This window comes from Streptacidiphilus carbonis (assembly GCF_000787775.1).
GTDB classification, from domain to species: domain Bacteria; phylum Actinomycetota; class Actinomycetes; order Streptomycetales; family Streptomycetaceae; genus Streptacidiphilus; species Streptacidiphilus carbonis.
The window spans coordinates 1-14,947 of sequence record NZ_BBPM01000101.1; the positions used below are offsets into that span (position 1 = coordinate 1).

Genomic DNA, 14,947 nt, shown 5'->3' on the forward strand with positions numbered 1-14,947 from the left:
AGGGTGGAAGCCGGCTGCCCAGCCACCAACGCCGACAACCCGCCGAACAGATCGTCAGCGTTGTCGCCGATGACGACAGCCCGGTGCTCGAACACCGACCGGGTCGTCGCCAGCGACCAGCCCACATCGACAGGATCGAGATCCGGATGAAGGGCCAGGTGGTCGGCCAACCGCGAAGCCGTCGCCGTCAGTCCGGTCGCGGTCCGGCTGGACAGCAGCCAAGCGGTCCCGTCCGACAGCACCGGGACAGGCGCGGTCGGCCCGACGTCGGCCGTCTCGGGCTCGACGTCGCTCGGGGCCTCCTCAAGGATCATGTGGGCGTTGGTGCCGCTGATCCCGAAGGCCGAGACGCCGGCCCGACGGGGCCGACCGTTCGGGGCCCAGTCCACCGGCTCGGTCAGCAGCCGGGCGTCACCGGCGGTCCAGTCGACCTGCGGTGACGGAACGTCCGCGTGCAGCGTGGCCGGCAGCAGACCGTTCTGCAGCGCCAGCACCATTTTGATGAGTCCAGCGGCACCGGAGGCCTGCTGGGCGTGACCGATGTTCGACTTCACCGAGCCCAGCAGCACCGGCCGGTTCCCGGGCCGGTCCTGCCCGTAGGTGGCCAGGATCGCCTGGGCCTCGATCGGATCACCGAGCCGGGTGCCCGTACCGTGCGCCTCGACGGCATCCACGTCTCCGGGCTCCAGCCCGGCAGCGGCCAGGGCCGCGCGGATCACCCGCTGCTGCGAAGGACCGTTCGGCGCCGACAGGCCATTCGACGCGCCATCCTGATTGATAGCGCTACCGGCCACGACGGCCAGCACCGTGTGGCCGTTGCGGCGGGCGTCCGAGAGCCGCTCCAGGACGATCATCCCCGCACCCTCGGCCAGACCCATCCCGTCCGCCCCGGCCGAGAACGCCTTGCAACGACCGTCCGCCGCCAACGCACCCTGCTGCGAGAAACCGATGAACTCGCCCGGATTGGTGATCACCATCACGCCACCCGCCAGCGCCAGATCGCACTCACCGACACGCAGTGCCTGCGCGGCCAAGTGCAGGGCGACCAGTGCTGACGAGCACGCGGTGTCCACCGTCACCGCCGGGCCTTCGAGGCCGAGCGAGTAGGACACCCGGCCCGAGATCACGCTGGTGACGTTCCCGGTGATCAGATGGCCGGCCGACTCCTCGTCGAACCCGGCCTGCTCGGCGTACCCGGACGACGCCGCACCGGCGAAGACACCGGTCAGCGAACCGCGCAGGGATACCGGATCCAGCCCGGCGTGCTCCAGCGCCTCCCAAGACGTCTCCAGCAGCAGCCGTTGCTGCGGATCCATCGCCAGCGCCTCGCGCGGGCTGATCCGGAAGAACCCCGGATCGAAGTCCGCGGCCCCGGCGACGAAACCGCCCTCGCTCGTGACGGACGCCAGGGCCTGGCCCGGCACCGAGCCGAGCAGTCCGGCAAGGTCCCAGCCCCGATCGGCCGGGAGCCGCCCGATCGCGTCCCCGCCGCTCGCCAGCAGCTCCCACATCGCCTCCGGGCCGTCGACCCCTCCCGGGAACCGGCAGCCCATCCCCACGATCACGACCGGATCGGAGGCCGACACCGGGACGACTCGCGATGCCGTCGACGCCGCCTCTTGCGTGCTGCCCATCAGTTGGGTCACGATCTGGCGGGCCAGCACCACCGGTGACGGATAGTCGAACACCACCGTCGACCCCAACTGCAGACCCGTCGCCCGGTTGAGGCGACTCCGAAGCTCCACCGCAGTGAGCGAGTCGAACCCCATCTCCCGGAAGGCCCGGTCCGCTTCGACCGCGTCGGGCGAGGCATGGCCGAGCACCGCCGCCGCATGCGCGCGAACCAGGTCTGTCACGGTCCGTTCGCGCTGACCGGGCGTCGCACCGGCCAGGCGGCCCAGGAGTTCGGCGGCCTCGCCCGAGGTCACCACCGCGGTGCCGACCGGGCCGGGCTCGACGGTCTGGCGTGCTTCGGGGATACCGTCCAGGAGCGGCCAGGAACGCATGGAGTTGAACACGGCGGAGAACCGCGGCCAGTCCACATCTGCGACCGACAGCACGGTCTCGTCGTCGGCGAGCACCTTGCCGAGGGCGGACAGGGCTCGGTCGGGGTCCAGCAGCCGCAGGCCCTGGCGCCGCAGCCGTTCCGGGATCACGCTCAGCGCGCGGTCGGCCTCGTGGGTTTCCTGCCCGGTGTCCCAGACACCCCAGGCCACCGACGTCGCTGGAAGGCCCCGCGAGCGGCGGTTCTCCGCCAGGGCGTCCAGATGGGCGTTGGCCGCCGCGTACGCGCCGTGCTCGCTGACGCCCCAGATCGCGGCGATCGAGGAGAACAGCACGAACTCGTCCAGATCCAGCTCGGCGGTCAGCTCGTCCAGATGCGTCGCTCCGGCGACCTTCGCGCCCAGGGCCAGCGCGAGTTCGTCCACGCCGGTGTCCGCCAGGGTCAGCAGCTCCACCGCCATGGCTCCATGGATCACCGTCGACAACGCGGGCCCGTTGCTGTCGGTCCAGGCCAGCAGGCCGGCCACGGCGTTGCGGTCGGTCACGTCGCACATCGCCACGCTGACCGGGGTTCCGGCACCGGCCAGGGCCGCCGCCACGGCGGCCGCCCCGGGGACCATCGGTCCGCTGCGGCTGACCAGCACCAGTTGCGGGGCCCCGGCTTCGGCCAGCCATCCGGCCAGCCTCGGGCCGATCGCACCGCTCACTCCGGTGACCAGCACAGTGCCGCGTGGCTTCCACGTCCCGGCGCTGCGGGACGGCTCGGCGCGGACCAGCCGTCGGCCCACGATGCCGGCCCCGCGGATGGCAACCTGGTCCTCACCGCACCCGGCCAGCACCGCACCGAGCCGGCTCGCGGCCGGGGCGTCAAGGGCAGCGGGAAGGTCGATCAGACCGCCCCAGCGATCCGGGTGTTCCAGGCCCGCGACCCGGCCCAGACCCCAGACCTGAGCCTGCGTCGGGCTCCTCAGTAGCTCCCCGGGCGCGGCGGCCACGGCTCCGGACGTCACCACCCACAGCGGCGCGACGGTCCCGGCCCGGCCGAGGGCCTGGACCAGGCCCAGCGTCCCGGCCACTCCGCTGCTCACCAGCGGTTGGTCAGGCAGCGGTGTCTCGTCGACGCCGAGCAAGGACAGCACTCCGGACAGCGGTGCCGAGTCCACGGCCTCGCCGATCCGGACGGCCAGCGCATGCCGGTCCAGGTCGGTCGCCGGGATCTCGGCGAGCAGCACAGCCGCGCCGCGCGTCTCCAGTGCCTGCACACATGCGGCGAGCAGCTCTCCCGCGCCATCGCCGGCCGGGGCCACGACGAGCCAGGTCCCGTGCAGCGCGGACGGCGCCGGGTCAGCGACCGGAACCCAGGAGGTCCGGTACCGCCAGCCACCCGTCGCCGTCTCGTCGCGCTCCCGGCGTCGCCAGGACGCCAGGGCCGGGACGACGTCGTTGAGGCGCTGACCGTCCACAGCGAGCGTGTCCGCCAGGGCGTCCACGTCGCCGTTCTCAACGGCGGCCCAGAACAGGGCCTGAGCGGCCGAGTCGTTCTCGCCCGGCGAAGCGGCGTTCGCGGCCGCGGCCGGGACCGGGCTCGGCCAGAAGTGCTGGCGCTGGAACGCATACGTCGGCAGCTCGACCCGCTGTCCGGTGGGCAGAACTGACGACCAGTCGACGGCAACGCCGAGGACGTGCGCCTCGGCCAGCGAAGCCAGCAGCCGCGACGCACCGCCGTCGTCCCGGCGCAGGGTCCCGGTCACCACCGGCGTCGGGCCCGACAGGCCGTCCGCCTGCCCGGAGCCGGCGAGGCTCTCCAGGACCGCGGTGATCGACGTGGTCAGCACCGGATGCGCCGAGGTCTCGACGAACACGCTGTAGCGCGACCGGCCCAGCACCTCGACGGCGCGGGAGAACTGCACCGGAGCCCGCAGACTGGCATACCAGTACCCGGCATCCATCTCCGGACCGGCCAGCATCTCACCGGTCATCGCCGACACCATCGGCAACCGGCCCGGCTGCGGGGAGATCCCGTCCAACAGGCCCAGGATCTCCTCGCGAAGTTCATCGACCTGCGGGCCGTGCGAGGCGTAGTCCACCGGCAGCATGCGCGCCCGCACACCGTCCCGCTCGCACTCTGCCCGGACCTCCGCCAGCGCCTCCGGATCACCCGAGACCACCGTCGCGCCAGGGCCGTTCACCGCCGCGACCGACACCCGATCGCCCCAAGGCGCCACCCGGGCGGTCACCGCCGCCTCGGGCTCGGCGATCGAGAGCATCCCGCCCCGGCCGGACAGGGTGATCAGCGCCCGGCTGCGCAGCGCCACCACCTTGGCGGCATCCTCCAGCGACAAGATCCCCGCAACGACCGCAGCAGCGATCTCCCCCTGCGAATGACCAACCACCGCATCCGGCTGAACCCCGGCGGCCTGCCACACCGCCGCCAACGACACCATCACCGCCCACAACACCGGCTGCACCACATCCACCCGGTCAAAACCAGGCGCACCGTCACGACCAGCCAGAACATCACCCAACGACCAGTCCACAAACGGAGCCAACGCCCGCTCACACTCCGCCAACCGCGCCGCGAACACCGGCGACGACAACGCCAGCTCCCGCCCCATCCCGACCCACTGACTCCCCTGACCCGGGAAGACGAAGGCGACCCGGCCACGGCCGCGTCCGGCGGGAGCCACGCCGCTGACGACGCCTGCGGCGGGCTGGTCGGCGGCCAGCGCGGCCAGGCCCGAGAGCAGTTCGTCCCGGTTCTCGCCCCGGACCACGGCCCGGTGTTCGAACACGGTCCGGGTCGTCGCCAGCGACCACCCGAGGTCGGCCAGGTCCTGGTCTCCCGTCCCGGCCCGGTTCCGGGCGAATTCGGCCAGCCGTTCAGCCTGGGCGCGCAGACCGCCCGCGGTTCGCGCCGACACCAGCCAGGCGGTGGCCTCGGACAGCACCGGCAGTTCCGGGGCCCGGGCATCGGCCTCGGGCCGCGGAGCCTCACCGGGCTCACCCTCCGTCCCACCCTCCGCAGGCGACTCCTGGACGATGACGTGGACATTGGTGCCACTGGCCCCGAAGGCGGAGACGCCGGCCCGGCGCGGCTGCGCCCCGGCCGGCCACGGCACCGATTCGGTCAGCAGTTGGACGTCGCCCACCGACCAGTCCACCTGCGGCGTGGGCACGTCGACGTGCAGGGTGGACGGCATCAGGTCGTGCTGCAGGGCCAGCACCATCTTGATGACCCCGGCCACCCCGCCCGCGGCCTGGGTGTGACCGATGTTCGACTTCACCGATCCCAGCCACAGCGGACGGCCCTCGGGCCGGTTCTGACCGTAGGTGGCCAGCAGCGCCTGCGCCTCGATCGGGTCACCGAGCGTCGTCCCGGTGCCGTGCGCCTCCACCACGTCCACCTGGTCGGCCCGGACCCGCGCGTTGGACAGGGCCTCGCGGATGACGCGCTGCTGCGAGGGCCCGTTCGGAGCGGTCAGCCCGTTGCTGGCGCCGTCCTGGTTCGCAGCGGTGCCGGCGATCAGCGCCAGCACCGGGTGGCCGTTGCGGCGGGCGTCCGAGAGCCGTTCCAGGACCACCAGGCCGGCGCCCTCGCCCCAGCCCATGCCGTCCGCCGCACCGGCGAAGGGCTTGCTGCGGCCGTCCGCGGCCATGCCCTGCTGCCGGGAGAACTCCGCGAACGCCCCCGGGGTGACCATCACCACCACACCCCCGGCCAGCGCCAGGGTGCAGTCCCCCGAGCGCAGTGCCTGGGCGGCGAGGTGCAGGGCAACCAGCGAGGACGAGCAGGCCGTGTCCACGGTCACTGCCGGACCCTCCAGGCCGAGGGTGTAGGACACCCGGCCCGAGATCATCGCGGTCTGACTACCAGTCAGCAGATAGCCCTCCGAACCGGTGTCGGCCTCGACCAGGCCCTCGCCGTACCCGGCGAACCCGGCTCCGACGAACACACCGGTCGAGGAGCCCCGCAGCGACCGCGGCTCGATCCGGGCCCGCTCCAACGATTCCCAGGCCACTTCCAGCAGCATCCGCTGCTGCGGATCCATGGCCAGCGCCTCGCGGGGGCTGATCCCGAAGAACCCGGCGTCGAACTCGGCAGCGTCGTGGACAAAACCGCCCTGGTGGGCGAACGAGGTGCTCACACTGTCCGGGCTGCTGCGCCGCAGCGCCTCCCAGCCCCGGTCGTCGGGGAATCCGCCGACCGCGTCCGTCCCGGAAGCCACCAGGTCCCAGAAGCTCTGCGGGTCACGGATGCCGCCGGGGTACCGGCAGCCCAGACTCACGATCGCGATCGGCTCCTGCTCGGCCGCCTCCATCCGGTGCAGCCGCTTACGGGTTTCCAGAAGCTCGGCCGACGCCTTCTTGAGGTAGTCGAAAAGTTTTTCCTGGCTATCCATGACGGACTCCCTGAAGCAATGAGCGGATCAGTTGGCCTGCGGTGTCGATCGCGGTAGCCCGAGTTCCTGGTCCAGGAAGCTGAATACCTCGTCAGGCGTGGCGGATTGGAACTCGATGTCGGTGCTCGCGGGTTTCTCCGCGCTGTGGGTTTCCATCCAGTTCGACAGCATTCCCCGGAGCAGCTTGGTGACGTCGTCGCGCATGTCGAAGTCCGAAGTGACGGCGGAGAGGGCGGACTGGAGCTGCTCGATCTCGGTGATGATCGACGGCGATTCAGCCCCTCCCGGGCTCATCGCGGTCCGCACCTGGCCGGCCAGGATCTCCGGCGTCGGATAGTCGAAGACCAGCGTGGCCGGGAGTTTCATGCCGGTGGCGGTGTTCAGGCGATTGCGCAGCTCCACAGCGGTGAGTGAGTCAAAACCCAGATCCTTGAAGGCCCGGTCGGCCTCCACCTCGTCCATCGAGGCATGTCCGAGGACAGCGGCGGCCTCGGCCCGGACCAGGTCTGTCAGCATCCGCTCCTGCTCGACCTGGGACAACCCGTCCAACTGCTGCCGGAGGGCAGTGCTCTCACCGAGTCCGTCGTCCGCGCCGTCGATCCCGGACGCATTCGGGCTCAGGGCCCGTCGCACCTCCGGCAGATCACCGATCAGAGCGCTGGCGCGGTGGAGGGTGAAGACCGGCGCGAACCGGGCCCAGTCCAGGTCCGCGACAGTCACTGCCGCTGTGCCGGCAGCCGTCCCGTCGACCACCGCGGCCAGGGCCTCGATGGCCGGCCCCGGGTCCATCTCACGCAGGCCCAGCCGCTGCAGCCGGTCGCCGCCCTCGCCCTGACCCATACCGCCGCCGCCCCACAGACCCCAGGAGACCGACGTCCCCGGCAGTCCCCGGCTGCGGCGGTGCTCTGCTAGGGCGTCCAGGAACGCATTGGCTGCGGCGTATCCGGCCTGCAGGCCGCTGCCCCAGATCGCGGCGCCGGAGGAGAACATCACGAACGCGGTCAGCTCCCGGCCGGCTGTGAGCTCGTCCAGGTTCACCGCTCCGGCCACCTTCGCCCTGGCCACCTCGGCCAGTCCGGCGACGGTGAGCTCGGGGAGCGGGGTGACCTGGTTGGTACCGGCGATGTGGAAGACGGCGGTCAGGGCCGGCCCGGACCGGTCGATCCGGTCGAGCAGTCCGGCCGTCGGTTCCCGCTCAGCGGTGTCGCAGGCGACCACCTCGACGGCGGTGCCGGCTTCGGCCATCCGGGCGGCGAGAGCGGCCGACCCGGAGGCGGCCGGTCCGGAGCGGCTGGAAAGCACCACCCGGGGGGCTCCACGGCCGGCCAGCCAGTCTCCGACGCGTCCACCGAGGGCCCCGGTCCCACCGGTGATCAGAACCGTTCCCGGCGGCGTCCAGCGGTCGACCGCTCCGGTCCGAGGCGCCCGGATCAGACGGCGGCCGTGGACTCCGCCACTGCGGATCGCCACCTGGTCCTCACCGGGTCCGGTGCCACTGCCGCCGACGGCCAGGAGCCGGACCAGCCGGTCCATGGCCTGCGCGTCGAGCTCCGGTGGCAGATCGATCAGGCCGCCCCAGCGCTCCGGATGTTCCAGACCCGCGACGCGGCCGAGACCCCACACCGACGACTGCCGGGGCGCGGTGAGCATCTCTCCGGATTGGGTGGCGACGGCTCCCCAGGTAAGGACCCACAGCGGTGCCGCGATGCCGCGGTCGCCCAGGGCCTGGAGCAGCGCGAGCGTTCCGGCCAGGCCGGTGGTGACGACCGGCGCCACGCGCGACGGGGTCTCGTCCAGCGCCAGCAGTGACAACACGCCCGCCACCGCCTGGTCCGGATCGAGCCGGGCCGCCAGCGCCTGCCGGTCGGTCTCACCGGGAGCGACCTCGACGAGCACGACGTCGGCGCCGGCCGCGTCGAGGGCCTGCACGAGGATGTCGGCCCATTCCCGCTGGGCAGGGGACGCGACGAGCAGCCAGGTCCCGGTCAGCGGTGTGGACGGCGCGTCGGGCAGGGTCGGCCAGGAGATCCGGTAGCGCCAGTCGGCAGTGACCGCCCCGCCGCGTTCGCGCTGCCGCCAGGACGCCAGTGCGGGCAGGACCTCACGGAACGGCTTGTCCGCGTCGAGCGCCAGCGTGTCGGTCAGCCCGTCCAGGTCGCCGGACTCGACCGCGGCCCAGAACTGCGTCTCGGCGGGGCTGCTGCTCTCGGGTGCCTTCGCCGACTCGAGCCAGAACCTCCGGTGCTGGAAGACGTAGGTGGGCAGGTCGACCCGCGCGCCCGTGGGCATCACGGCCGCCCAGTCGACCGGGACGCCGTGGACGTGAACCTCGGCCAGGGAGGCCAGCATCCGGTCCGCACCACCGTCGTCGCGGCGGAGGGTCCCGGCCACCACCGGTGCGGTCCCGATGGGAAGGCCCTCCAGGGTGTCGCCGATCGCATGGGTCAGCGCGGGATGTGCGGAGGCCTCGATGAAGACCCCGTATCCGGCTCGGCCCAACACGTCGACGGCACGTGAGAATTCAACGGTCGATCGCAGGCTGGCGTACCAGTACCGTGCATCCGCCTCCGGGCCTTCCAGGAACTCGCCGGACATCGCCGACACCATCGGCAGCCGTCCCGGCTGCGGGGTGATCCCGTCCAGCAGATCCAGGATCTGCTCGCGCAACTCGTCCACCTGCGGGCCGTGCGAGGCGTAGTCCACCGGGAGGATCCTGGCTCGGACTCCGTCACGCTCGCAGTCGGAGAGGATCTCGGCGAGGGCCGCCGGGTCACCCGAAACGACCGTCGCCCCAGGCCCGTTCACCGCCGCCACCGACACCCGGTCACCCCAGGGCGCCATCCGGTCCGTCACCGCAGAGACGGACTCGGCGACCGAGAGCATCCCGCCACGGCCGGACAGCGCGGTCAGGGCCCGGCTGCGGAGGGCCACCACCTTGGCGGCGTCCTCCAGCGACAGGATTCCGGCGACGACAGCCGCCGCGATCTCACCCTGGCTGTGGCCCACGACCGCGTCCGGAGCCACCCCGGCGGCCCGCCACACCGCTGCCAACGAAACCATCACGGCCCACAGGACGGGCTGCACGACGTCCACCCGATCGAACCCTGGCGCACCGTCACGGCCGGCCAGGACGTCGCCCAACGACCAGTCCACATATGGCGACAGCGCCTGCTCGCACTCCGCCAACCGAGCCTCGAAAACCGGCGACGACGACGCCAACTCCCGCCCCATCCCGACCCACTGCGAACCCTGGCCAGGGAACACGAACACCACCCGGCCACCACCGCCGGGCGGAACCACCCCCGTCACCACACCAGCCGCCGGACGACCGGCAGCCACCGCCGACAACCCCGACAGCAGTTCCTCCCGGCCCTGCCCGAGGACGACAGCCCGGTGCTCGAACATCGACCGGCTTGCCGACAACGACCAGGCCACGTCGCCGGCGTCCAACTCCGGACGTCCCAGCACGAATTCACCGAGCCGGCCCGCCTGCGCAGCCAAACCGGCCCTGGAGCGCGCCGACACCAGCCACGCCGCCGAGGGCCCCGCCAACACCGGATCGCTTTCGATGGTGGGAACTTCATCATTCGCGGGGGCTTCTTCGATGATCACGTGGGCGTTGGTGCCGCTCATCCCGAACGAGGACACCCCGGCGCGCCGCACCCGTCCGTTCACCGGCCACGGCCTGGCCTCGGCCAGCAGTTGGACGGCACCGGCCTCCCAGTCGATGTTGTTCGCCGGTTCCTCGGCATACAGGCTGCGGGGCAGTTGCTGATGCTGCAGAGCCAGCACCATCTTCATCACCCCGGCTGCTCCGGCCGCGGCCTGGGTGTGACCGATATTTGACTTCACCGACCCCAGCCACAACGGCCGCTCCTCCGGACGGTCCTGGCCGTAGGTCGCGAGCAGTGCCTGTGCCTCGATCGGGTCGCCCAGCGTCGTCCCGGTCCCGTGCGCCTCGACGACGTCGACGTCCCCGGCCGTCAACCGCGCACCGGCCAGCGCCGCCCGGATCACCCGCTGCTGGGACGGCCCGTTCGGCGCCGTCAGCCCGTTCGACGCGCCGTCCTGGTTCACCGCGCTGCCACGGACCACCGCCAGCACCGGGTGTCCGTTACGGCGGGCGTCCGACAACCGCTCCAACAGGAGCATTCCGGCGCCCTCGCCCATACCCATGCCGTCCGCCGAGGCGGAGAACGCCTTGCAGCGCCCGTCCTGGGCCAGGCCGCGCTGCCGGGAGAAGCCGACCAGTGCTCCCGGTGTCGCCATGACGGTGACACCACCCGCAAGGGCCAGTGAGCATTCCCCCGCCCGCAACGCCGACGCCGCCAGGTGCAGTGCCACCAAGGAGGACGAGCACGCCGTGTCGATGGTGACCGCCGGGCCCTCCAGGCCGAGCGTGTAGGAGACGCGTCCGGAGAGGACGCTGGTCGAGCCTCCGGTCAGCAGGTGGCCTTCGGCTTCGGAGCCGGCCGGGCTGAAGAGTCCGTAGCCCCATGTCGTTCCGCCGGCGAAGACCCCGGTCTGCGATCCGCGCAGGCTCATCGGATCGATCCCGGCCCGCTCCAGTGCTTCCCAGGAGATCTCCAGCAGCAGCCGCTGCTGCGGGTCCATCGCCAGCGCCTCACGCGGACTGATCCCGAAGAAGCCGGGATCGAACTCGGCGGCATCGTGCACGAATCCGCCCGAGCGGGCATAGAACGTACCGCCCTTGTCCGGGTCGGGGTCGTACAGGCCGTCAATGTCCCAGCCCCGGTCCAGCGGCAGCTGCGTCACCGCGTCGCCCCCAGCGGCCAGCAGCTCCCACAGCGATTCCGGATCACGCACGCCACCAGGGAGCCGGCATCCCATCGCGACGATCGCGATCGGTTCACCGGCACCGATCGGGACGGTGACCGGGGACGACCCGGTCGCGTTCGGGCCCAGCGCACCCAGCAGCGCCGAGGCCAGATAGCCGGCCAGGACCGTGGTCGTCGGGTAGTCGAACACCAGCGTGGCCGGCAATCGCAACCCGGTTGCGGCGCTCAGCCGATTGCGCAGGTCGACGGCGGTCAGCGAATCGAAGCCCAGATCGGTGAATGCCCGGCCCGGCTCGACCGCGGCTGCCGACGCATGGCCCAGGACGGCGGCGACGTTGCTGCGCACGAGATCCGTCAGTGCCCGATCGCGTTCGACCGCCGACACTCCGGCGAGCTGCCGCCGTAGTGTGTCCACCCCGGCGCCCTCGGCGGCCGAGGCCGTGGACAACCGAACCGGGCCGGCCAATCCCCTGAGCAGGGCTGGGATTTCAGCGCCACAGGCAGCCTGGGCACGCATCCCGGCGACATCGAAGCGGACCGGCATCAGCACGGCCTCGTCCCGGGCAAGGGCCAGGTCGAGCAGAGTGAGACCCTCCTCGGCGGACAGTTCACGAGCGCCGCTGCCGGTCATCCGGTCGAGCAGGCCCTTGCTGAGATTCCGCCCGATCCCTTCACTGGCCACCCAGGCCCCCCAGGCCAGGGAGACGGCGGTCAGGCCCTCGGCCCGGCGGCGGTCCGCCAGCGCGTCGAGGAAGGCGTTGCCGGCCGCGTAGTTGCCCTGCCCGGCCGCGCCGAACGTGGCTGCGGCAGAGGAGAAGAGGACGAACAGATCCAGGTCGAACCCCTGGGTCAGCTCGTGCAGGGCCCAGGCCGCGTCCGTCTTGGGCTGCATCACGGCGTCGATGCGCTCGGGGGTGAGCGAGCCGATGGTGGCGTCGTCGACGATCCCGGCGGTGTGCACGACACCGGTCAGGGTGGTCCCGGCCGGGAGCCCGGCCAGCAGACCGGTCAGTGCGGCCCGATTCCCCACGTCACAGGCGGCGACCGTCACACCGGCCCCGGCGGCGGCGATGTCAGCGGCCAGGGCGGCGACCCCGGCTGCGCTCGGTCCTGAACGGCTGACCAGGGCCAGCTGGGTGGCCCGTCCGGTCCCGGCCAGGTGTCGGGCGGTGAGACCGGCCAGTTTTCCGGTGCCACCGGTTACCAGAACCGCGCCGGGACGCGTCCCGTACACGGTGGGTGTGGCTGCGCCGATCGGGCGAGCCAGTCGACGGACGTAGGCATTGTCGCCGCGAACAGCGATCTCCGGTTCTGCAACGTCCAGCGCGCCGATCAGCAGCCCGGCTGGATACGGGTCCTCCTCGTCCTGCGCAGGCAGGTCGACGAGGACCAGCCGGCCCGGATTCTCCGACTGCGCCGAGCGGAGCAGGCCCAAGGCCGCCGCAGCACCCAGGTCGGCCACTCCTTCGTCGGGGTCGGTCGCGACCGCACCCCGGGTGACGACGACCAGCCGGGCCGGCAGATCCAGCGCCAGCCACTGCTGCGCCAACTCCAGTGCCGCGCCGGTCACCTGCCGGGCGATCAGGCCCTCGTCCGTCTCCTCCTGCTTGCAGGCCGCCGTTCCGACTGCGGCCAGCACCGCCTCGGGTACGGGTCCATCCGCCTCGATCGCAGCCGACAGTGCGGCCAGATCGGCATAGGCGCACGCGTCGACACCGGCCGCGCCCAACCGCTCGGTCAACCCGAGGCGGTCGGGCCCGATGACCGCCAACTGGCCGCCCGGGGCGGGCACCGACACGGGAACGGGAATCCACTCGATGCTGAACAAGGCCTCCCGCAGCGCGCTTCCAGCCGCCTCCAGGGCCGCCACCGGACGCAGTGTCAGCGACGCAACCGACACCACCGGCGCGCCGTCCGGGTCGACCGCGAGCAGCGACAAGGCGCCGGTCAGCGACTGCCGCAGGCGGACCCGGAGCACCGATGCACCGACCGCGTACAAGGACACCCCGGTCCAGACGAACGGCATCTGAGCGCCATCGGCGCCGACCGTCGGTTCAGCCAGCCAAGCAGCGTGCAGAGCAGCGCCCAGGAGGGCCGGGTGCAGGGCGAAATCACCGGCACCGCCGACAACCATGTCGGGGAGGACAACTTCAGCGAAGACGTCTCCATCGCGTCGCCAGGCCGCCCGCAGACCCTGGAACGCGGGTCCGAACCCGGCGGCCGCTGCGAGGTTCTGGTAGACGCCGTCCCTCGGCACGGCCACAGCACCGGTCGGAGGCCAGACGGTGAAGGCTTCCTCCGCGAACTCGACGGGCGGGCGACCTGGTGCGATCCGCCCGGCAGCATGCCGGGTCCACGGGACACCCGCGTCCACCGGCCGGGCGAAGATCTCGACCTCCCGCTGCCCGCCGCTGTCCGGGCCGCTCACGGTGACCTGGACCTGGATGTCGTCCGTCGCGGACAGCACCAGGGCCGCGGCCATGGTCAGTTCACCGATCAGGTTGCACCCGACCCGCGCTCCGGCCACCGCCGCGAGCTCGGCGAATCCGGTCCCGGGAAAGTAGACAGTGCCGTTCAACTCGTGATCGGCGAGCCAGGGCTGGGCCTTCAGCGAAAGCCGCCCGGTGAACACGAGGGCGTCACCGTCAGCCAGTTCGATCACGGCGCCGAGCAGCGGATGCACGACCGAGTTCAGGCCGGCCGAGGCAACGTCAGCAGCAGCCGCAGCGCTGTCGGGCCAGTAGCGCTGGTGCTGGAAGGCGTAGGTGGGCAGGTCGACCCGGGCTCCGGTCGGCAGAACCGACGGCCAGTCGACGGGAACGCCGTGGACGTGGACCTCGGCCAGGGAGGCCAGCAAACGGGCCGGCCCACCGTCGTCGCGGCGCAGCGTCCCGGTGGCCACCGGCACGGTGGCGGCCATCGCGGCCGTCAGCACCGGGTGCGGGGAGACCTCGACGAACACCCCGAAGCCGTCCCGGACCAACTGCTCGACCCCGCGCGCGAACTGCACCGTGGAGCGCAGACTCGCATACCAGTACTCCGGACCCGCCTGCGTACCGTCCAGAAGTCCCCGGACATCCCCGACACCATCGGAACCACCGCCGGCCCCGGGGTGATCCCCTCCAGCGCGGTCAGCACCTCCTCCCGGATCGCCTCCACCTGCGGACCGTGCGGCGCGTAGTCCATCGGCACGAACCGCGCCCGCACCCCGTCACGCTCACACTCAGCCGCCACCAACCGCAGCGCATCCACCGCACCCGACACGGTGACCGCCTCAGGACCGTTCACCGTCGCAACGGTCACCCCGTCCCGCAACCGGGCTTCCACCGCCTCCAGCGACGCGGCGATCGACAGCACACCACCCCGGCCCGCCAGCACGGTCATCGCCTGACCCCGACGCGCCACCACCCGCGCACCATCGGAGAGCGACAACCCCCCCGCCACACACGCAGCCGCGATCTCCCCCTGACTGTGACCGATCACCGCATCCGCACGCACCCCAGCGGCCTCCCACACCGCCGCCAACGACACCATCACCGCCCACAGCACCGGATGCACCACATCCAACCGCGACAGATCCGGAGCATCAGGCCCCGCAGCCAACACCTCCGCCAGATCCCAGTCGACAAAGGGAGCGAGCGCCTCCCCGCACTCCGCCAACCGCGCCGCGAACACCGGACTCGACCGCGCCAGTTCCTGCCCCATACCGACCCACTGACCACCCTGACCCGGGAACACGAACAC

Annotated in this window: 3 protein-coding genes; all 3 read right to left on the reverse strand. The window is 72.0% G+C overall.

Annotated features, from left to right (window positions below; genetic code table 11):
• The coding region (locus tag TR46_RS36500) for a type I polyketide synthase (RefSeq protein WP_042411121.1) at positions 1-6,404 on the reverse strand (6,404 nt) is incomplete at its 3' end.
• 27 nt (positions 6,405-6,431) lie between these two features.
• A complete protein-coding gene (locus TR46_RS44920) occupies positions 6,432-14,213 on the reverse strand; it encodes a type I polyketide synthase (RefSeq protein ID WP_052433433.1) in 7,782 nt (2,593 codons plus the stop codon).
• The coding region (locus tag TR46_RS45210) for an acyltransferase domain-containing protein (RefSeq protein ID WP_269084297.1) at positions 14,132-14,947 on the reverse strand (816 nt) is incomplete at its 5' end. The genes TR46_RS45210 and TR46_RS44920, both read right to left, overlap by 82 nt.